This is a genomic window from Sphingomonas sp. SUN019, from assembly GCF_024758705.1.
Taxonomy (GTDB): Bacteria; Pseudomonadota; Alphaproteobacteria; order Sphingomonadales; family Sphingomonadaceae; genus Sphingomonas.
This window is the reverse complement of record NZ_CP096971.1, coordinates 656105-676482: the sequence shown is the minus strand read 5'-3', so window position 1 is coordinate 676482 and position 20378 is coordinate 656105. Positions and strand designations below refer to the sequence as shown.

General features: G+C 66.4%; 21 protein-coding genes. 10 read left to right on the top strand and 11 right to left on the bottom strand.

Annotation, left to right across the window (positions count from 1 at the left end; all coding sequences use genetic code 11):
• The 3 genes from M0208_RS03290 to M0208_RS03280 form a co-directional block, all read right to left on the bottom strand.
• A complete protein-coding gene (locus M0208_RS03290) occupies positions 1-1029 on the bottom strand; it encodes an NAD(P)H-binding protein (RefSeq protein WP_258890306.1) in 1029 nt (342 codons plus the stop codon).
• 21 nt (positions 1030-1050) lie between these two features.
• Positions 1051-3366: a TonB-dependent receptor gene (locus M0208_RS03285; protein ID WP_258890305.1), complete on the bottom strand. Its 2316-nt coding sequence runs from the start codon at positions 3364-3366 to the stop codon at positions 1051-1053.
• A gap of 133 nt (positions 3367-3499) precedes the next feature.
• Positions 3500-3898: an EVE domain-containing protein gene (locus M0208_RS03280; protein ID WP_258890304.1), complete on the bottom strand. Its 399-nt coding sequence runs from the start codon at positions 3896-3898 to the stop codon at positions 3500-3502.
• Positions 3899-4036: 138 nt separating this feature from the next.
• Between M0208_RS03280 and M0208_RS03275 the strand changes: the two genes are divergently transcribed.
• Both M0208_RS03275 and M0208_RS03270 read left to right on the top strand, forming a co-directional pair.
• Positions 4037-4414, top strand: a complete 378-nt coding sequence (locus M0208_RS03275; RefSeq protein WP_258890303.1) for a hypothetical protein — start codon at positions 4037-4039, stop codon at positions 4412-4414.
• A 76-nt stretch (positions 4415-4490) separates the two neighbouring features.
• Positions 4491-4748: a DUF3297 family protein gene (locus tag M0208_RS03270; protein WP_258890302.1), complete on the top strand. Its 258-nt coding sequence runs from the start codon at positions 4491-4493 to the stop codon at positions 4746-4748.
• A 7-nt stretch (positions 4749-4755) separates the two neighbouring features.
• Here M0208_RS03270 and M0208_RS03265 read toward each other — a convergent pair whose 3' ends face one another.
• The 3 genes from M0208_RS03265 to M0208_RS03255 form a co-directional block, all read right to left on the bottom strand.
• A complete protein-coding gene (locus M0208_RS03265) occupies positions 4756-5775 on the bottom strand; it encodes a hypothetical protein (protein WP_258890301.1) in 1020 nt (339 codons plus the stop codon).
• 77 nt (positions 5776-5852) lie between these two features.
• The gene (locus M0208_RS03260) at positions 5853-6176 is read right to left on the bottom strand and encodes a helix-turn-helix transcriptional regulator (protein ID WP_258890300.1); all 324 of its coding nucleotides are present in this window, start codon (positions 6174-6176) and stop codon (positions 5853-5855) included.
• Positions 6163-6609: an SRPBCC family protein gene (locus tag M0208_RS03255; RefSeq protein ID WP_258890299.1), complete on the bottom strand. Its 447-nt coding sequence runs from the start codon at positions 6607-6609 to the stop codon at positions 6163-6165. The genes M0208_RS03260 and M0208_RS03255 overlap by 14 nt, the downstream gene beginning before the upstream one ends.
• A 95-nt stretch (positions 6610-6704) precedes the next feature.
• On the opposite strand from M0208_RS03255, the gene M0208_RS03250 reads away from it, so the two are divergent.
• Together M0208_RS03250 and M0208_RS03245 are read left to right on the top strand one after the other, a co-directional pair.
• Positions 6705-7979: a cyclopropane-fatty-acyl-phospholipid synthase family protein gene (locus tag M0208_RS03250; RefSeq protein ID WP_258890298.1), complete on the top strand. Its 1275-nt coding sequence runs from the start codon at positions 6705-6707 to the stop codon at positions 7977-7979.
• A 107-nt stretch (positions 7980-8086) separates the two neighbouring features.
• Positions 8087-9043, top strand: a complete 957-nt coding sequence (locus M0208_RS03245; protein ID WP_258893156.1) for an isopenicillin N synthase family oxygenase — start codon at positions 8087-8089, stop codon at positions 9041-9043.
• A gap of 3 nt (positions 9044-9046) precedes the next feature.
• Here the strand turns inward: M0208_RS03245 and M0208_RS03240 are convergent, their stop codons facing one another.
• From M0208_RS03240 to M0208_RS03220, 5 genes are all read right to left on the bottom strand, one after another.
• The gene (locus M0208_RS03240; RefSeq protein WP_258890297.1) at positions 9047-10312 is read right to left on the bottom strand and encodes an HD-GYP domain-containing protein; all 1266 of its coding nucleotides are present in this window, start codon (positions 10310-10312) and stop codon (positions 9047-9049) included.
• 115 nt (positions 10313-10427) lie between these two features.
• Positions 10428-10949 carry a hypothetical protein gene (locus M0208_RS03235; protein WP_258890296.1) on the bottom strand — a complete coding sequence of 174 codons (522 nt, stop codon included), beginning with the start codon at positions 10947-10949 and terminating at the stop codon, positions 10428-10430.
• A 59-nt stretch (positions 10950-11008) separates the two neighbouring features.
• The gene (locus tag M0208_RS03230; protein WP_258890295.1) at positions 11009-12439 is read right to left on the bottom strand and encodes an AMP nucleosidase; all 1431 of its coding nucleotides are present in this window, start codon (positions 12437-12439) and stop codon (positions 11009-11011) included.
• A gap of 73 nt (positions 12440-12512) precedes the next feature.
• A complete protein-coding gene (locus M0208_RS03225; RefSeq protein WP_258890294.1) occupies positions 12513-12857 on the bottom strand; it encodes a hypothetical protein in 345 nt (114 codons plus the stop codon).
• A 142-nt stretch (positions 12858-12999) separates the two neighbouring features.
• On the bottom strand, positions 13000-13479 hold the full coding sequence (locus tag M0208_RS03220; protein ID WP_258890293.1) for a peroxiredoxin: 480 nt from the start codon (positions 13477-13479) through the stop codon (positions 13000-13002).
• A 109-nt stretch (positions 13480-13588) separates the two neighbouring features.
• On the opposite strand from M0208_RS03220, the gene M0208_RS03215 reads away from it, so the two are divergent.
• The 6 genes from M0208_RS03215 (at position 13589) to M0208_RS03190 (ending at position 20351) form a co-directional block, all read left to right on the top strand.
• A complete protein-coding gene (locus tag M0208_RS03215) occupies positions 13589-14149 on the top strand; it encodes a YqgE/AlgH family protein (RefSeq protein ID WP_258890292.1) in 561 nt (186 codons plus the stop codon).
• 123 nt (positions 14150-14272) lie between these two features.
• Positions 14273-15685 carry an adenosylhomocysteinase gene (gene ahcY, locus M0208_RS03210; protein ID WP_408988133.1) on the top strand — a complete coding sequence of 471 codons (1413 nt, stop codon included), beginning with the start codon at positions 14273-14275 and terminating at the stop codon, positions 15683-15685.
• Between the two features lie 157 nt (positions 15686-15842).
• Positions 15843-18191 (top strand): PAS domain-containing sensor histidine kinase, encoded by a 2349-nt coding sequence (locus M0208_RS03205; RefSeq protein ID WP_258890290.1) that lies wholly within the window; start codon positions 15843-15845, stop codon positions 18189-18191.
• Complete coding sequence (gene tsaE, locus M0208_RS03200) at positions 18188-18634, top strand: tRNA (adenosine(37)-N6)-threonylcarbamoyltransferase complex ATPase subunit type 1 TsaE (RefSeq protein ID WP_258890289.1); 447 nt, start codon at positions 18188-18190, stop codon at positions 18632-18634. The genes M0208_RS03205 and tsaE overlap by 4 nt, the downstream gene beginning before the upstream one ends.
• The gene (locus M0208_RS03195; RefSeq protein ID WP_258893155.1) at positions 18631-19599 is read left to right on the top strand and encodes an aminoglycoside phosphotransferase family protein; all 969 of its coding nucleotides are present in this window, start codon (positions 18631-18633) and stop codon (positions 19597-19599) included. The genes tsaE and M0208_RS03195 overlap by 4 nt, the downstream gene beginning before the upstream one ends.
• Positions 19596-20351, top strand: a complete 756-nt coding sequence (locus M0208_RS03190; RefSeq protein WP_258890288.1) for a nucleotidyltransferase family protein — start codon at positions 19596-19598, stop codon at positions 20349-20351. The genes M0208_RS03195 and M0208_RS03190 overlap by 4 nt, the downstream gene beginning before the upstream one ends.
• Positions 20352-20378 lie beyond the last annotated feature (27 nt).

The following is a 20378-nucleotide window of genomic DNA, read 5'->3' as shown; positions in this document are numbered from 1 at the left end:
TCAGAACACTGCGTGGGCGCCGCGCTCGGGCGTGGCGTCGCCGCGGATCAGGCCTTCGTAATAGTCGAACAGCGTTTCCGTCCCCGTCGAAGGCGTGGCGTCGGCGTCGTATCGACCGGTCGCGGGATCCAGCACGAGCATCGATTCGGTCGCATAATAGCGGCCGATCCGCGCCAACTCGGCCTTGTCGGCCAGCGCCGGTACGACGCGGCCGAGCGCGCCGAGCACGGTGATGATCGTGTCCAGCAACTTTACGGGCACCTGGCGGAACCGCGGCGGCTGTCCGAGCAGCGCAAACAATCTTTCGCCCTGTTGCCTTGGCGTGATCGCCGCGCCGGGGCCACCGATCGGCAATATCCGGTTCCAGCGCGCTTCATCGGTCAGGCAGTCGGCGATATACGCCCCCAGATTGGCATCGCTGATCGGCTTGCACGCGGTGAGCGCACCGTTTCCGAACAACAGGAACGGTTTGCCACGCTGGACGCGCGCCACTTGCCCCGACAAAGATTTGAAGAACGCGGTCGGGCGGACGATCGAATAGCGTACGCCGGAATCGATCAGCGCCGCCTCGAACGCCAGCTTCGCGTGCTGAAACGCGAGACGCGGTTTCTGCACGCAGATCGCGGACAGCAGGACAAAGTGCGGGATGTTCGCCGCCTTGGCAGCCGCCAGCGCGTCGATGTGCGCCCGATAGTCGACCGCCCAGGCGTCGCCGGGCCTGCCGGTGCGCGAGGCGAGGCACGATATGAGGGCATCGAATCGTTCGCCACGGAGTCCGTCGCGGACGAGTGATCCTGAATCGGTCGCGTCGCCGTAGCGAATGGTCGCGCCGCCGGGCAGTGACTGTCCCGAACCCGGCCGTATCAGGCACACCAATTCATGGCCGCGGTCGATCAGCGCGCGAACCGTCGCGCGGCCGATCGTGCCGGTAGCGCCGAGCATGAAGATGCGCAGTCGTGGCGAGGTGTCGCTTCCGCCTGTCGTCACCGCCGCCTCCCCCGGTAGAGTTTCCGGGGGAAGCACTGTCACGTCATGCGGGATGGAGACAAGTCAGTCGAACCGTCCGCTGAGCGAGACGCCGATGATGCGCGGTTCGTTGAAGACCGCGGCGTTGTAGTTCTCGATCACGCCCTTCAAATTCTTTTCGCCGGTGATGTTGCGGGCGAATGCGGCGATTTCGTATTTCTGGTCCGGCGTGGTGTAGCCGACCTTCAACCCCGCCTCGAGATTGCCATCGGCGTAGAATTCGCGCGTCCGGTACAGCACGAAGTTCGTGTAGCCCTGCACGTTCGCATCGCCGGAAACGAACAGCGCGCCATCGTTCCACAGCGGAATGTCATAGCGCACCGCGGCATTGAGTTGCCATTTCGGCGCGTTGGGCAGGGGGTTGCCGTCGACCTGCGCCAGCGTCGCGGGCTGGCCGAAGATCGTGCGGACGATCGTCGGGTCCAGCACGGTGCAGGTGGTGCGGCCGTTCAGCGCGCAGACCTGAGCGAAGACGCGCTTGTCCTTGATCTCGGTATGCAGCGCGCTGGCGCCGAGCGAGAACGAGATGTTGCGGATCGGCCGCCACTCCGCCTCCGCTTCGATCCCGTACGCGTTGGCGTGATCGGCGTTGAACAACACGCCGTTGCCGTCGGCGTCGTTACCGTTCAGCTGGATGTCATCGACACGCCACGTGAAGGCGGTGGCGTTGAAGCGCAGGTTCGATGTCGGCTGGCTCTTGAAACCCGCCTCATACGACACGATCGTTTCGGCGTCCGCGGTCGTGAACGGCGAGTTGAACACCGCCGAACGCCCCTGGATCGTCGGGCCGCGGAAACCGCGCGCGACGCGGGCGTACAGGTTCAGGTCCGGGTTGACCGTGTAGAGCGCCGACACGTCGAAGCTCGGCTCGGTCGCCTTCAACCGCACGTCGCGCGGCGCGGTCGCGGGGAACAGGTCGACCGTGCCCGCCGCGTTCCGGGTGGAGCGCACGAGCGCCGTGCGCTTCTTGTCCTCGGTGATGCGGCCGCCGACCGTCAGCGTCAGCGCGTCGGTCAGCGCATAGCTGCCCTGCGCGAACGCCGCCCACGACGTGTTGACGTTGTGCAGCCGGACGAAATTGTTCGGATTGTTGGCAGGCGGTGTCAGGAAGAATGCGCGCTGATAGAATTCGGTGTCGTCGCGGCTGTCGAAATAGAAACCGCCGACCTGCCATTTGAACGGCCCATCGCCGTTGCTGGCGAGGCGCAGTTCCTGCGTCCACTGATCGAGATCGCGCACGTTGCCCTGGCTCTGCCCGAACCCGTTGGGCAGGCCGTTGACCGGGAAGTTCGCCGCCGCGCCGCCATCGGTATCGCCGCGGCTGAAACCGGCGGTCGTCTCGTACGCCGTGATCGAGGTCAGCGTGACGCCGCCGAGTTCGAGCGCGGCGTTCACCGAACCGCCGTAGGTCGTATAAGCCTGTGGGTTGCCCTGTCCCTCGTCGAGCGCGATCTTGTCGCGCGGTTCGCTCTGAACATTGTTGCCGCCGCGCTTGATCGCCTGACGGTGGAAGATCGTCGAGGTGCCGTCATAGTCGCGTGCATGGCCCGACACGTTGATCGATAGCGCCTCGGTCGGGGTGAACAGCAATTGCAGACGGACGTCCTTCTCCTCGAACCCGCCGAGCGCATCCTTGCCGCCGCGCGTGCCGTCCGCACCGGTGCCGGTGAAGGTATTGTCGACCCAGTCGTCGCGGCGCTGGTACAGGCCCGACAGGCGGAACGCGACCTTGTCGGCGACGATCGGCCCGCCGACGCCCGCATCCAGCGTCGCGGTATTGTAGCTGCCGTAGCTGGCGGAGGCGCGGCCGTTGAAGTCCATCGACGGACGGATCGTGTCGAACTTGATGATGCCCGCGGTCGTGTTGCGGCCGAACAGCGACCCCTGCGGTCCGCGCAGCACCTCGATCTGGTTCACGTCGAACACCGGGTTCGACTTCAGGACGACGTGTTCCAGCACGACGTCGTCCTGGATGATCGACACCGGCTGCGACGCGCCGAGATAGAAATCGATGTTGCCGAGACCGCGGATGTAGAAGCGTGGGAAGATGCGGCCGGTGGTCGTTTCGGCGTACAGGCCGGGGACGCGGCCTGCCAGAGCCAGCGCATCCTCGCCACCCGCCTGGAACGCGCGGATGTCGTCGCCCTTCACCGCGGCGACCGAAACCGGCACGCGCTGCAGGTTTTCGCTGCGGCGTTCGGCGGTGACCACGATGTCGCCCAGCGCGCTGCTGTCGGCGGTCTCGACCGGCGCCTGGTCGGCGGTCTGCGCATGGGCGGCGGTGGCGAGCGAGAAGGCGGCACCCAGAAGAAGGGCGCGCTTGATGATGCGTGTCGACATGATGTTCCCCGAAGATTCCCTGAACCGGGTGGCGCGCCGTATCGGATTCGCTCGAGTCGAATCGGCCAGCGTCGTCCCCGCTGCCGAACGCGCTAGGGAAACATTGTGTCGGATTCGTGAAACAATCCGGCCATCAGCCCGACAGCGCCAAGATCGCCTTCCATTCCTCCGCCGTGACGGGTGAAACAGACAGCCGCGACTGGCGGATCATCGACATCTGCGCGAGCCGGGCGTCGCCTTTCATGGCCGCCAATGTGACGGGCGCGGGCAGCGGCTTCACCGGTTCGATCGCGACCGATACCCAGTTTCCGTCATCGCCATCCTTGCGCGCAATGCGCGAAACGCGCGCGATGCCGACGGCAGCCTTGTCCTTGCCGCTGTGGTAGAACAACGCCTCGTCACCGGCCTTCATCGCGCGCAGATGCGCCGCGGCGGCGTTGTTGCGCACGCCGTCCCACTCCGTCGCGCCGTCGCGGATCAGATCATCCCAGCCATACGTTTCCGGTTCGGATTTCAACAGCCAGAACGCCATCGCATATTCCCTAAACGCCACATGAACGCCATATTCTGCACCGGTTCAGACCGACTCGGCCATAGCTTTGAACACGCTCGCAGCCTTGTGCGTTACACCTCGAGCGGAACCGAGCGTAACAGTATGAGGAGGTTCGAGATGAATGGATTGCTGATGAAGGCGGGCCTCGGCACCGCCATGGCTGCTACCGCGCTGTCGGCCGCCGCCCCGGCAGATGCGCAACGCTGGCGCGGACGCCATTATGACCGTGGCGGTGATGTCGCAGCGGGTGCGCTGATCGGCGGCGTGATCGGGCTTGGCCTGGGCGCGGCGATCGCGTCGAACAATCGCGACCGTTATTACGACCGCGGCTATTATTACGACCGTGGGTATTACGGTCCGCCGCCGCGGGTCTATTACCGCGAGCGTTACTATCGCCCGCGCGCTTACTATCCGCGCCGCAGTTATTATCGTGATTATGGGTACGGCGACTATGGATATCGCGCACCACCTCCGGGCTATTACGGCGGCTGGTGATTGATCGAAGGGCGGCGCGGGGAGCGATCCTCGCGCCGCTTTTTTTGTGCGCGCGGATCGGCTAGGCACCCGCGCCATGACCGATACTCCTCCCGATCGCCTGTCGATCGACCCGAACAGCCCGCATTTCGACCAGGCCGCGCTGGAGCGCGGGATCGGCATCCGCTTCAAGGGCGCCGAGCGCAAGGATGTCGAGGAATACAGCATCCCCGACGGCTGGATCCGCGTCGCGCTGGGCAAGAAGGTCGACCGCAACGGCCGCCCGCTGACGATCAAGCTGCAAGGCGAGGTCGAATCCTGGTTCGAACGTCCGGCCGAGGGCACCGAAGACTAGTTTGACCCTAGGCCCAGCCGCGTGTCTTGATCCGCGCGACGACGCGCCCGGCCCAGATCGCCTGGCCGGTGCGCAACAGGTGGGTCGCGTCCTGAAACATCCCTGACGGAAAGACTCCGGCCGCAATGTCGGCGCGATCCGACACGTCGGGCGTATAGCCAATCGCCAGCATCTCGGCATCGCTCGGCGGAGTCGAGAGGTCTAGATAGGCCGACGCGTGGCGCGATTGCAGCGCGGCGTTGAGCCGGTCGTAGGGTATTCGTTCGGGCAGACCGATACGAACGCCGCGATCGGGCATGACGCCCGCGACCATGTAGCGCGGTGATCCGGTCAGATAAGCGACTGCCTGCGCGGTCAGCGTGACCGTTTCGGCGGGATCTTCCAGTTCGATCCCGTTTCGTCCGGCGCACAGGAACATGATCGAGCTGCGTTCCGCCACCGCTTGATCGGGGATGAACGGCGTTCCGGCGGGGCAGGGGACCGCGTTTCCCGCTGCGGAGCGGATGAAACTGGTGGTCCCGCCGCCGTCGCTGGCACAAATACCGGCGACGCCCGCCAGCGTGCCCGCGATGTCGCCGCGCGCGTTCGGATCGCCCGCGTAGAAGAAGATGTTGGCGCTCGCCGATACGACCATGACCGGTCCGGCGGCGGGGATGGTGTTGGCGGCGACCGTGAGCAAGGCGGGTGCGCCACCCTGACGCGCGACGATCTGCGCGGCGTTCTGGCCCGATCGCCCGGCGTTGATGACGGTCAGCGACGGCAGTTGCGCGGCGACGACCGCGGGAAAAACGTCGGGAGCGACCGCGCCGATGCCTTCGGTGCGGCTGTCGCCCCACAGGATGAGGCGGGCGGCGGTTGTGGTCGGCGTTGGCGTGGGCGACGGGCTAGGACTGGGCGCAGGCGTCGCCGTGGTCGACGGCACGACCGCTACGCCGCCTGTGCCGCCGCCGTCACCGCCGCAACTGGTCAGCGCGACCGCCGCGGCAAGCGTGCCCTGCGCCAGAAAGTCGCGCCGTCGCAAATCCATCGTGATCCCCCGGCGCGTTGCGGTCGCCCGGAACGCTCCGTGTCGAAGCGCGTGGCTGCTGTCGAGCCGTGCGATCGCTATTTTTCCTCGACCAGCATACGCAGGCGATCGAGCGCGGCGTCCCATTGTCGCGTCACGTTCTCGAGGAACGCGCGTGCCGGGCCGAGCGCGTCGGCGCGCGCGACGAAGCGGGTTTCGCGGCCCACCGGCGCGCTCTCGACCAGCCCGGCACCCTGCAGCACCCGCAGATGCTTGGTCACCGCCTGCCGCGTCAGCCCGGTGTCGATCGCGAGGTTGGCGATCGACAGATGCGCACCGCCCGCCAGCCGCAGCATCAGCGTCAGCCGCGTCCGATCCCCCAGCGCGGCGAAAACCGGGGCGAGCGCTTCAGCTTTCGACATGGCGGCGGACGTTTTCCATCTGCTCGATCCAGCCGCCTTCGTTTGATCGCAGTGCGCTGTCGCGGACATCGGGGGCAAGCTGGTCGAAGCCCGATTCGGTCACCGTCAACCGCGTGCCGTCGCCGTTGGGCGCAAGGACGAATTCGACCAAAGTCGTCGGCCACTCCGAATAATCTACCGCGGTGTCGGTGGCGTTCGGCACCCAACGGAAGGCGAAGCGGTGCGGCGGCTCGATCGCGACGATCGTCGCCGCCCACGGCATGTTCTCATAGCCGGGATAGGTCATGTGCCCTGTCGAGGGCGTGCCGACCGCGAACGGCTGGTCGAGCGCGACGCGGAACCATACGCCGAATTCGCGGTGGTCACTGATCGCGCGCCACACGCGGTCGACGGGCGCATTCAGGTCGATGATGCGTTCGATCGTATCGGACATGAGCAACCTCCTGGTTGCGTATTACTTATAAGCAACCGATTGGTTGCGCAAGTGGCCGGTTGTCGCGTCCGCGTACCGCTGCCATCGTCGTCGCGATGGGGGACAGATTGCCACACGCCCGCGCGTTGATCGCGCATATCGCCTTGCATCTGCAGGCGGATTGCTCGGTCGAATTGTGGAACAGAGAGGTGCTTCCGCTGGGGCGGGATGCGCGCGACGACATCCGCATCGTCATCGCGTCGCCCGCGGCGATCGGGCGACTGGTGCGCTCGCCACGGCTGACCACCTTGGTCGAGGTGTATCTGGCGGGCGGGATCGACATCACCGGCGGCAGTCCGCTGGAGGCGCTGGGGCGGTGGGAGCATCTGCGCGCGGTGCATCTGAAGCGACATGTCGATCGTGCGCTGGTGCTGCGCCATGCCCTGCCGTTCCTGCGGGAGCGAACGCCCGAGGATGCGGGGCTGGGCTTTGCCGCGCGGGTGAAGCGCATCGCCGGGCGCGGGCGCGACGATCAGGCGATGATCCAGTTTCACTACGACGTCTCGAACGCCTTCTACGCCCTGTTTCTGGGTGAGGAGATGCAATATTCGTCCGCGGTCTTCGCCGATGTCGACGAAGATCTCGACGTGGCGCAACGGCGAAAGCTCGATCTGATCTGCACCAAATTGCGGCTCGCGCCGGGAAAACGGCTGCTCGACATCGGCTGCGGCTGGGGCGGTCTGGCGGCACACGCGGCGGACCATTATGGCGCAACCGTCCACGGCGTTACCTTGAGCGCGGCGCAGCTAGAGGCGGCGCGGGCGCGGACCGAGCGGTTCGGGGACCGGGTGACGCTGGAATTGCGCGACTATCGCACACTGGATGCGCCCGAAAGCTATGACGCGATCGCACAGATCGGCATGTTCGAACACGTCGGGATCGACAATCACGACACGTTCTTCGCCCAGATGGCGCGGCTGTTGACGCCCGGCGGGCTGTATCTGCATCAGGCGACGACACGGCGCGCGACCCGCGACTTGAGCAAGTTTCGGCGGCAGTCGGCGTATATGAAGGTCATCAACCGCTGGATCTTTCCCGGCGGCGAACTCGATTATGTCGGCATGACCGCGACGAATGTGGAACGCTGGGGGTTCGAGGTGCGCGACGTCGAGACGATGCGCGAACATTATCACCTGACGCTGAAGGCGTGGAGCGAACGGCTGTATGCACGCCGCGACGAGGCTTCGACGGAGGCGGGGGTAACCCGCACGCGGCTGTGGCTGCTGTATTTCGCCTTGTCGTGCATGGGTTTCTGGCGCGGGGTGCTGTGTGATTTCCAGACGCTGGCGCAGAAGAAGGTGACCGGGCTGTCGGGGCTGCCGCTGCGGTAAATGCCCACACTGGTGAAGCGATGACCGGTCCCGGTTAGTGGCGTATGGCCGATCGCGCTGGCGCGGCCTATATCCGGACATTCCCCGATCTGATCCGGATGCGTTTGATGCTCGATTCCCCGCTGGCCCAAGTGCCGACACTGTCGCTCGACGATCAGGCGACCGATCCCGATGCGTTCGCCGCGGCGCTGGGCGGATCGTTCGAGCGGTTCGGCTTTGCGATTGTCGCCGATCACGGCGTGCCGCACGATCTGGTCAAGCGCGCATGGGCCGAAACCGCCGAACTGTTCGCGTTGCCCGATGACGAGAAGCGCGGGTACTTCGTCGCGGGCGGCGGCGGCGCGCGCGGCTATACGCCGTTCAAGACCGAGATCGCCAAAGGCGCGAGCGCGGTCGACCTGAAGGAATTCTGGCACGTCGGGCGCGAACTGCCTGCCGGGCACCGCTTCGCCGACAGGATGGCCTCGAACATCTGGCCAGCGCGACCCGAAGGGTTCCGCGACACGTTCGTCGAACTGTTCGCCGCCTTCGACACCGCAGGCGACAAGTTGCTGTCGGCGATCGCGCGGCATCTGGAGCTTGCCCCAGACTGGTTCGACCATGCGGTGAAGGACGGCAATTCGGTTCTGCGCCTGCTGCACTATCCGCCGATCCCGGCCGATGCGGAAGGGGTGCGCGCGGGCGCGCATGAGGACATCAACCTGATCACGCTCCTGTTGGGCGCGGAAGAGGCCGGGCTGGAGCTGTTCGACCGCGCGAACGGCCGCTGGCTGGCGATCAAGCCGCCGGAGGGCGCGATGGTGGTTAACGTCGGCGACATGCTGCAGCGGCTGACCAATCATGTCCTTCCCTCGACCACGCACCGCGTCGTCAATCCGCCGCCCGAACGCCGCGGGCATTCACGCTATTCGATGCCGTTCTTCCTGCATCCTGCGCCAGATTTCCTGATCGAGACGCTGCCGCAGACGATCACGCCGGAGAACCCGAACCGTTACCCCGAGCCGATCACCGCCCATGACTACCTGCATGAACGGCTGGTCGAGATCGGCCTGGTCAAGAAATAGGCGTCAGGCCGCGGCGGCGAGCGGCGGCTGGCCGGCCACGATTCGCTCGCACATCGCGGGCCAGTCGGCGAACCCGAATGTCGTGGGATCGGCCTCCTCGATCACCTGATCGCCCGACAGATCGTCGGCGATCTGCACGTCGCGCACCGGGACGAAGGCGCGATCGGTGACCGCGTAGAAGGCGCGAAAGCGCGGGCGCGAGGCGCGGCGGCCGTTGTCCAGCGCCACCGCCAGCAGGTTCGACCGCAGCCGGACCAACGTGCCGACCGGATAGATGCCGACGCTGCGCATGAAGCGGAACAGCAGCACGGGATCGAAATGCCCCTCCCACGATCGCATCGCGGCGATCGTCTCGACCGGTTTCCACGCCACCTTGTACGACCGGTTAGACGTCATCGCGTCGTACACGTCGCAGATCGCGCCCATCCGCGCGCTGAGGCTGATCTCGTCGCCGCCGAGCCGAAACGGATAACCCGAGCCGTCGATCTTTTCGTGGTGGTGCAGGCATACGTCGAGCGCGACGTCGGGCACGGCGTCGCTTTCGCTCAGCAACGCATGGCCGCGGCTGGTATGGTGGCGGATCTCGGCGAATTCCTCGTCGGTCAGCGGCCCTGGCTTGTCTAGGATCGCGTCCGAAACCGCCATCTTGCCGACATCGTGCAGCAGGCCCGCCATTCCCAGCTCGCGGGTGGCGGCTTCGTCCATCCCCAGCTCGCGCGCGAAATTGACCATCAGCGCGCAGACCGCGACCGAATGGAGGTAGGTGTATTCGTGCTTCGCCTTCAGCCGCGTGACGCCGATCAGCGCGTGGCGATTGTGGTCGAGCGAGGCGGAAATGTCGTCGACCACCGACACCACGTCGGCCGAACGGATCGCGCGACCCAGTCGCGCGCCGTCGAACACCTGCTTCATCACGCGTTTCGCGCGGCCGACGGTTTCGCGCGCGAGCGCGTGGTCGCGGTCCTGCGCGGCCTTTGCGCGATCGGCCGCGCGTTGCGGGGCGGCGCGCACGGGACCGACGTAGGTGATGCGCGACGGCGCGTCGCGGTGGTCCGTTGCAGCGGCGGGCGGCGGCGCCTCATCCGGTCCTGGCCCTTTCGACACGTCGATCACGACAGCCGCCACATCGCTGTCGCGGACTTTCGCCAGGTCGGCCGGGTCGGTCAGATGGAATCGCGAACGCCAGAACGGGTGCGAGAACCAACCGCCGTCGAAACCGTGAATGTACATCCCCAGACGCGCCTGTCCGGGTTTGATCCGCAGCAGCATGGTCCCCTGCCTTTCCCAACGGGCACCATACGTATCTTACGTAAAAATCGGGTGAATGGACTTCACGGCGGGGAGTTGGCGGGAGGACCGCGGAAACGAGCCGGTGTCGCCCCGTTCACGCCTTGCCGGGGATCGTGCCTTCGTCGGCGATCCCCGCGCCGAACGATTTCGACGCGTCGGCGCCGTCGGCAGTATGCGCGCGCTTGGGATTCTTCGCCGGTTTGGGCGTCGATCCGCGCAGCGACAGCAATGCCGCAGTCGCCGCGACGCCGATCGCGGCGACGCCGCCTGCGACCGCCGCTGCACCCCATTTGCCGCCGACCTTGTCGGTCGCTTTGGCGAGCGTGGTCTTTGGCGTGGCGGGCTTGGCAGCGGCTGGTTTCGCGGTGGCGGCTGGTTTCGGCGCAGCCTTGGGCGCGGCGCGCCGCGTCGGGGCCGGGGTCGCGCGCTTCGTCGATCGCGGTTTCGGGGTCGTCGGACGCTTCGCCGGCGCAGGCTTCGCGTCGCTCGCGTCAGTCTTCACTGCGGGCGTTTTCGCCGCGGCGGGCTTCGCCACGGTCTTGCGTGTTGCGGCGCGACGGCGCGGCGGAGCCGGGGCCTTGGCGGGGGTCGGCGGTGTTTCGGGCGTGTCGGCCATCAGTTGCTCCCTGAACTTGTTCGGGTAGCGTAACGCTAACGCCACCGCTTCGTTTCACATTATCGGAACGGCGGCTCGTTGAACGCGCGCAGCTTGCGGCTGTGGAGCCGTGCGCCCTCTCGCCGAAGCTCCTCGCAGGTTTCGATCCCGATCCGCATATGTTCGGAAATCGCGCGTTCGTAGAAGCGGTTGGCCTGTCCGGGCAGCTTCAGTTCGCCGTGCAGCGGCTTGTCCGACACGCACAGCAACGTGCCATAGGGTACGCGGAAGCGATAACCCTGCGCCGCGATCGTGGCCGATTCCATGTCGATCGCCACCGCGCGGCTGAGCGAGAAGCGCAATGCCGATCGGCTGTACCGCAATTCCCAGTTGCGATCGTCGGTGGTGACGATCGTGCCCGTCCGCAGACGGCGCTTCAGTTCCTCGCCCGACTGGCCCGAGACGGTCTCCGCCGCGCGCGCCAGCGCCTGCTGCACCTCGGCGATTGCGGGGACGGGAATTTCGGGCGGCAGCACGTCGTCCAGCACATGGTCGTCGCGCAGATACGCGTGCGCGAGGACGTAGTCGCCGATCCGCTGGCTGGGTCGCAATCCACCACAATGCCCGATCATCAGCCACGCATCGGGGCGCAGCACCGCAAGGTGATCGGTGATCGTCTTCGCGTTCGACGGCCCGACCCCGATGTTGACCAGCGTGATGCCCGTCCGGTCGTCCGCCATCAGATGATAGGCCGGCATCTGCAGCCGCCGCCACGCGCTGTCGTCGATCGTCGCGGGATCGTCACCGGGGCGGAACATCACGCCGCCCGCGCCCGACAAAGCGGTGAAGCGCGTATCGCCCTCCACCTGCTGAATCGCCCAGCGGACGAATTCGTCGACGTAGCGATGATAATTGGTGAACAGCACGTAACGTTGGACGTGCTCGGGCGGCGTGCCGGTGTAATGCCGCAGCCGCGCGAGGCTGAAATCGGTGCGCAGGCCGTCGAACAGCGCCAGCGGCCGGGTGGCGTCGACCGAGGCCCACATCCCGTCCGCGATTTCGTCGCCGATATGCGCCAGTTCGGTCGCGGGAAACCAGCGCGCGAGTTCGGACGCCGACACCTCGTCCAGCCGCAGCGCGTGGCCGGGATCGAGCACATAGGGGAAGGGGATTTCGGTGCGGCCCGCGACCGCCTCGACCTCGACGTCGTAATCTTCCATCAGCAGCGTAAGCTGCTCGATCAGATAGTCCGCGAACACCGCCGGCTTCGTCACGCTGATGCGGTAATCGCCCGCGGTGATCAGGCGGCCGAACGAACGCAACGGCGTCGGGCGGTCGTCGCCGCCGCGAAACTTCAGCCGGATTTCGGGATAGGCGAACGATCCGTCGCGCCGCGTTTCAGGATCGGGGGGCGTGCCGTCGGTGAGATAGATGGTCAGCGCGGTCTGCAGCCGTTCGACGGCGCTGGTGTAAAGCCGGTCGAGTTCGGCGACGATATCTGAAGCAGTCATCGCAAGCGATTAAGGCCCGCGCATGACGCTGGCAAGACACCGCCCCCGACGAATGCCGGGGGCAGTAGACAACTTATTTCTTCGGTGCAGCCTTCGGCTTGGCGGGCGCGCGTTTGCGCGGGGCTGCGCGTGGCTTCGGCTTGGGCTTGTCGGCGGCGGCAAGCTTGCTGACGCCATATGCGACTGCGCCCACCGCGGCGACCGCCGCGACGGCGACACCCGCCGCAGTATAAGGATTGTCCTTCGCCGCCTCGACCGTTGCGCTCGCTGCGGACTTCGCCGCGTCGCGCGTGGACGACGCGGCGCTCTTGGCGGCATCGGCGGTTGCGCTTGCTGCGGCGCTGACCTTTTCCTGCGCTGTCGTGGCGGCGTCCTTGGCCTTCTCGGTCAGCGATTTGTCGAGCGCGGTATCGGTCATGAAATTACTCCTTACGGTTCCGTGACGATCAACGCGCGCTGGCTAGATAGGTTGCGGTGCCAGCCCGCTCCCCCACCCCGCCTCCCACAACAGTAGGCGGGGTGGGGGAGCGGGCTGGCACCGCCTTATCGGCGTGAGCCGATCAAAGTTGCCCGATCAGGTGCTCGGCGGAGCTGACCTTGAATTCGCCCGGCGCTTCGACGTTCAGCTGTTCGACGACGCCGTCGTTGACGATCATCGAATAACGCTGGCTGCGCGTACCCATGCCGAACTTCGATCCATCGAACGAAAGCCCCAGCGCCTGCGCGAACTCGCCATTGCCGTCGGCCAGCATCGTGATGTCGCCCGCATTCGCCGATTTCGACCACGCGCCCATGACGAACGGATCGTTGACCGATGTGCAGACGATCTCGTCGACGCCCTTCGCCTTCAGGTCGGCGCCCTTCTCGACATAGCCGGGCAGATGCTTGACCGAACAGGTCGGGGTGAACGCGCCGGGAACCGCGAACACGGCGACTTTGCGGCCCTTGAAGAACGCCTCGGTATCGACCGCATCGGGGCCGTTCTCGGTCGCCTTCACAAGGGTCGCCTTGGGCAGTTTGTCGCCGACGTTGATCGTCATGGGGGATGTCCTCCAGCCGCGGGAATGCGGTTCGAGGCGCTACCTCGGCGCGATGCGGCGGGATTTCAAGCGTGGCGGGCCGCGGCGACGCGCGCTATTGTCGGCGCGCATGGATTCTTCTCCGTTCCTGACCGGCCAATTCCTGCTCGCGATGCCGGGAATCGGCGATCCGCGCTTCGATCGCGCGGTGATCGCGATCTGCGCGCACGATCCAGAGGGCGCGATCGGCGTCGGGGTCGGGGCGACGATCGCCGGACTGGGCCTCCACGATGTGCTGGAACAACTGGAGATCGCGCCGGGCAAGGCCCCCGATGCGCCGATCCATTTCGGCGGCCCGGTAGAGACGCGTCGCGGTTTCGTCCTCCACTCGCGCGATTGGAGCGGTGAGGATACGATCGACGTGGCGGGCAAATGGTCGCTGTCGGGCACGCTCGACGCGCTGCGCGCGATCGCCGCGGGGACCGGGCCGACGCAGTGGCTGGTCGCCCTTGGCTATGCCGGGTGGAGCGCGGGGCAACTCGATGGCGAGATGACGCGACACGGCTGGCTGAACGTCGCGGATGACATCGGGCTGCTTTACGACACCCCCGCGGGCGAACGGTGGACGCGCGGTTTCGGCGTCGCAGGGATCGACCCGCGCCTGCTCGCCACCGAAAGCGGGCACGCCTGATCCTCATATAAAGATATCTTTATATTTGCATGATCGGTGCGCGATCGGTAAAGGCGCTATATGTCGATCGGCGTGACGCGCCTTGGTCGGCCCAATCGACCTGGAGACTGCCCCGTGGCCACTGTGCTCGACCGCACCATCAACGATTATGTCGTGAAGGACATTTCGCTTGCCGACTTCGGTCGCAAGGAAATCGACATCGCCGAAACCGAAATGCCCGGCCTGATGAGCCTGCGCACCGAATTCGGCGCGTCGCAGCCGCTGAAGGGCGCGCGGATCACCGGATCGCTGCACATGACGATCCAGACCGCGGTGCTGATCGAAACGCTGACCGCGCTCGGCGCCGACGTCCGCTGGGCGACGTGCAACATCTTCTCCACGCAGGATCACGCCGCCGCCGCGATCGCCGCGACCGGCGTGCCCGTGTTCGCGGTGAAGGGTGAGAGCCTGGCCGAATATTGGGACTATGTCGGCGACATCTTCAGCTGGGATGGCGAAGTAGAAGGCCAGACCTCGAACATCATCCTGGACGACGGCGGCGACGCGACGATGTTCGCTTTGTGGGGCGCGAAGCTCGAGGCCGGTCACACTCTGGGCGAGCCCGAGAATGACGAGGAAGTCGAGTTCCAGCGTGCGCTGAAGGCGTTCATCGCCAAGAAGCCGGGTTACCTGACCGAGACCGTCAAGAACCTGAAGGGCGTGTCGGAAGAAACCACCACCGGCGTGCACCGCCTGTACGAGATCGCCAAGAAGGGCGAGCTTCCCTTCCCCGCGATCAACGTGAACGACAGCGTCACCAAGTCGAAGTTCGACAACCTCTACGGCTGCAAGGAATCGCTTGTCGACGCGATTCGTCGCGCGACCGACGTGATGCTGGCGGGCAAGGTCGCCTGCGTGGCGGGCTTCGGCGACGTCGGCAAGGGGTCGGCGCAGTCGCTGCGTAACGGCGGCGCGCGCGTGATGGTGACCGAAGTCGATCCGATCTGCGCGCTGCAGGCGGCGATGGAGGGCTTTGAGGTCGTGACGATGGAAGAAGCGGTGCAGCGCGCCGACATCTTCTGCACCGCGACCGGCAATGCCGACGTCATCACCGCCGAGCACATGGCGGCGATGAAGCCGATGTCGATCGTTTGCAACATCGGGCATTTCGATTCGGAGATCCAGATCGCCGCACTGTCGAACTACGAATGGGATGAAGTGAAGCCCGGCACCGATCTGGTGAAGTTCCCCGACGGCAAGCAGATCATCATCCTGGCCAAGGGCCGGCTGGTGAATCTGGGCTGCGCGACGGGTCACCCGTCGTTCGTGATGTCGGCCAGCTTCACCAACCAGACGCTGGCGCAGATCGAACTGTGGACGAAGGGCGAGAACTACCAGAATCAGGTCTATGTCCTGCCCAAGCACCTCGACGAAAAGGTCGCGGCGCTTCATCTGGAAAAGCTCGGCGTGAAGCTGTCGCAGCTGACCCCGAAGCAGGCGGGCTACATCGGCGTGCCGGTCGAAGGGCCGTTCAAGCCGGACCATTATCGCTACTGATCGTTCTCTGAACGACGTGCGACACGAAGGGCGGGAGCTGCGGCTTCCGCCCTTTTTCGTGGGTGTTGCAGCGTTGAGGGATGACGCCCCTTTCAAATCCGCGCGTCCGGCCTAGAACCGCGTACATGATCGCACAGACCTGTCCGGCGGCGGGCGCATGATCGAAATCGGGACGACGGCGGCGGTGCTGGGCGGGGTCGTGCTCGCGCTATTGATCGCGGCGGCCGGTTACGCCTTGTACCGCGGGCTGGGCGCGCAGGCGGGGGCGGTGGAAGCGGTGAACGACGCCGCGCGGTTGCAGGCGCTGCTGGCCGCCGCGCCCGCCTCGGCGCTGATCGTGCAGCCCGACGGGCAGATCGACATGGCGCGGCCGCTGGCCGATTGGCTCGGATTGGCGGGCATTCCGGACAGCCTGCGCGATCTGGGCGGTGCGGAAGGCTTGACCAGCGCCGATCTGGAGGGGCTTCGCGCCGACGTGGTCGCGGCGCAAAAGGCCGGGCGCGGGTTCACACGCGTGGCCGTGCCGCAGGGATCGGCGCGGACGCTGCTGATGCGCGGCGGTCGCGCGCCGTCCGCGGTCGGCCCCGGCAACGTCCTGGTCTGGGTCTTCGACGTGACGGAGAGTGAACGCGAGATCCTCCGCCTACGCCAAGACCAATCAACCCTTCGAGAGGCGTTCGAGGCGCTGACGGGACTGATCGAGGCTGCCCCGCTGCCGATGTGGTATCGCGGCCCCGACCTGCGGCTGGCGATGGTCAACAGCGCTTATGTCGGCGCGGTCGAGGGCAGCGATGCGGCCGACGTGGTCGCGCGCGGGGTCGAACTGGTCGAGGGGTCGGGGCAGGGCGGACCGCTCGCCGGCGCGGCCGCGGCGCGCGAGCGTGACGGCATCGAGGAACGCGTGTTGCCCGCGACGATCGGCGGCGCGCGGCGTTCGTTGAAGCTATATGACGTGCCGTTGCCGACCGGCGGGGTTGCGGGCTTTGCGATCGATATCGAGGAGCTGGAACAGGCGCACGTCCGTGAAAAGCAGTTTGCCGATGCGCAGCGCGCGATGCTCGACCGGCTATCCGCCGGCGTCGCTCAGTTCGGTCGCGACCGTGCGATGGTCTTCTGCAATCAGCCATTCCGCCGGATGTTCGCGATGCGCAGCGAATGGCTGGCCGATCGGCCTGAATTCGATCGTGTGCTGGAACGGATGCGGGAGGCGAATCGCGTGCCCGAGGTGCGTGACTTTCCCGGCTGGAAGGCCGAACGCCGCGACTGGTTCGTGCGCACCGACGAACAGGTGGAGGAGGCATGGCATCTGCCCGGCGGCACGCACGTCCGCGTCGTCGCGCAACCGTTGCCGGACGGCGGGCTGCTGCTGATCTTCGAGGATCGCACCGAGCAGGTCCAACTGGCCAGCGCGCGCGACACCCTGCTCCGCGTGCGCACCGCGACGTTCGACAATCTGTTCGAGGCGCTGGGCGTGTTTGCCGCCGATGGCCGCCTGCAATTGTGGAACAACCGCTTCCGGGCGTTGTGGGGTCTGGAGGAGGAATTCCTTAGCGGTCACCCGCGTGTCGATGCGGTCGCCGAAAAGGTTGCTTCGAAATTCGCCAGCCCCGGCCGCGCGAAATATATCGCCGAACTCGTGCGCTCCGCGACGGTCGAGCGGCAACAGCGCGGCGGGCGGGTGGCGCTCGCCGACGGACGGCATTTCGAATTTGCGGTCGTGCCGCTACCCGACGGCAACGCATTGTTCACGATGCTCGACATTTCCGACAGCCGCCGGATCGAACGCGCGCTGCGTGAAAAGGCGGATGCGCTGGAGGCGGCGGACCGGGTGAAGACGACTTTCGTCGCCAACATGAGCTACGAACTGCGCACGCCGCTGACCTCGATCAGCGGCTTCGCGGAGATGCTGCACGGTGGCTATGCGGGCAAACTGACCAGGCAGGCCGACAGTTATGTCGAGGCGATCATGGAATCGGTCGACCGGCTGAGCGTGCTGGTCGACGACGTGCTCGACCTGACCTTGCTGGAGGCCGACGAAGGACGGATCGAGCGCACCGACGTCGATCTCGCGGTCGTGGCGCGTGAGGCGGCGGACGGGTTGCGCGATTCGGCTGAGCGCCGGAAACTGGATTTCGCGATCGATGTCACACGGTCGACCGGACGGCTGAGCGGCGACACGCGTCGCATCCGTGAGATGATCGAACATCTGCTGCGCCACGCGATCGCCTCCACGCCGGAGAAGGGCCGTGTGCTGCTGCATACCGACGGCAATGCGACGCGGGCGCGGATCGTCGTTTCGGACGATGGCGCCGGGATGAGCGCGGAGGCCGCGGCGCACGCTTTCGACCGCTTCGCGCAGCCTGGAATCACCAGCGGCGGCGAACGCGCGCTGGATCTCGGCCTGCCGCTCGCCAAACAATTCGTCGCGGCGCACGGCGGGACGATCGCGCTGGTCAGCGAACCGGGCGAGGGCACGCTGGTCACCGTGGAATTGCCGCGGCGATGATCCGCCTTGCCGATCCGGTCGCGACCGAAGCCATCGGCGCGTCGCTTGCGGGCGTCGTTGCGCCCGGCGATGTCGTCACGTTGGAAGGGCCACTCGGCGCGGGCAAGACGAGCATCGCGCGCGGGCTGCTGCGCGCGCTCGGGCTGTCCGGCGAAGCGCCGAGTCCCAGCTTTGCGATCGTCCAGCCTTACGCCCCGCCCGAGGTTCGCCTGCCCGTGCTGCACGTCGATCTCTACCGCATCGACGATCCGGCCGAGATGGAAGAATTGGGCCTCGACGAGGCGCTGTACGATTCGGTGCTGCTGATCGAATGGCCTGAGCGGGCGGGGCCGGACGCCTGGCTGAATGCGTTGCGCCTGGCGCTCGCGATCGAACCGGACGGCGCACGTCGCTTGACTTGGGAAGCGCCCGCGGCTTGGGAGCGGCGATGGCGACCGACATGATTCCGCCGACCGGCGCGCCCGCGTTCCTGGCTGCACACGGCTGGGGCGGGGCGACGATCCTGCCATTGGCGGGCGACGCGTCGTTCCGGCGCTATTTCCGCGTGGTGGACGGAACTCGCAGCGCGGTGCTGATGGACGCGCCGCCGCCGCACGAAGATCCGCGCCCGTTCGTCTCGATTGCGCGCTGGTTAATTGCGAAGGGTTTCTCCGCCCCCGCGATCCACGCCGCGGACGAGGCGCAGGGCCTCGTGCTGCTGGAGGATTTCGGGGACGATCGCATGCGCGAGGCGATCGACTCCGACCCTGTGGTGACGTTGCCGCTATACGAGGCCGCGATCGACCTGCTCGTAAGGTTGCGCGCGCATCCGGCCGAGGGTTTGCGCCCCTATGACTTGGCCGAGTTGCAGCGCGAGGCGGCGTTGTTGGTCGAATGGTATTGTCCTGCAGTCGGACTGGGGGTCGATACCGAAGACTACCGCGCGGCGTGGGATTTGGTGCTGGGGTCGGCGCTGACCGACGCGCCCGTCACCGTCCTGCGCGATTATCATGCCGAGAATTTGATGCTCGTCGGGGACGCTCGCACGCTCGGCCTGCTCGATTTCCAGGACGCGCTGGCCGGGCATCCGGCGTATGATCTGGTGTCGCTACTGCAGGATGCGCGGCGAGACGTCGATCCGGGTCTGGAGGAGGCGATGTTAGCGCGTTACGCCGCAGCCACCGGCGAGGGCGACGCGTTCCTCAACGCCTATCATGTTCTCGGCGCGCAGCGGAACGCGAAGATCATCGGCATCTTCGTGCGGCTGTGGAAACGCGATGGCAAGCCGCGTTATCCGTCGATGTGCCCGCGTGTGTGGAGCTATCTGGAACGCGATCTGTCGTTCCCCGCGCTCGCCCCCGTCGCACGCTGGTTCGACGAGAACATCCCCCCGGAATTGCGCGGCGATCCGCTGGCGATGCAGGCATGACGCGGTTGCGGATGTTTCGGCCCGACCCCGGCGGTCGGGTGCCAAAGACCGCGATGGTGATGGCGGCGGGGCTGGGCAAACGGATGCGCCCGCTGACCGCGACACGACCCAAGCCGCTGGTCGAAGTGGCCGGAAAGGCGCTGCTCGACCACGTGTTCGATCGGTTGCGCTCGGCCGGGGTCGACCGCGCGGTGGTCAACGTCCACTATCTCGCTGACGCGCTCGAGGCGCATCTCGCCAATCGCGTAAAGGGTATCGAGGTGGTCGTGTCCGACGAACGCGGGAAGTTGCTCGAAACCGGCGGTGGGATCGTGAAGGCGCGCGATCTTATCGGTGACGATCCATTCCTTGTCGTCAACAGCGACAACCTCTGGATCGACGGCCCGACCGACGCGATCCGCATCCTCGCGTCGCGCTGGGACGATGCGACGATGGATGCGTTGCTGCTGCTGGTCCCCTTGGCGCGCGCGCACAATCATCCCGGGCAGGGCGATTTTCACATCGATGCGCACGGCCGCATCGTCAGCCGGCGCAAGCCCGGCCGGATCGCGCCGTTCGTCTACACCGGCGTGCAGATCCTCTCTCCGCGCCTGATCCGCGACTGGCCCGACGGCGCGTTCTCGACGAACCTGTTTTGGAACCGCGCGATCGAAAGCGGCCGCGCATTCGGCGTCGTCCACCAAGGGCTGTGGTTCGACATCGGTCATCCCGGTGCGATCCGCGCGACCGAGGCGATGCTGGCCGATGGCTGAGGGCCGCGTCGACCCTAACCAAGAACC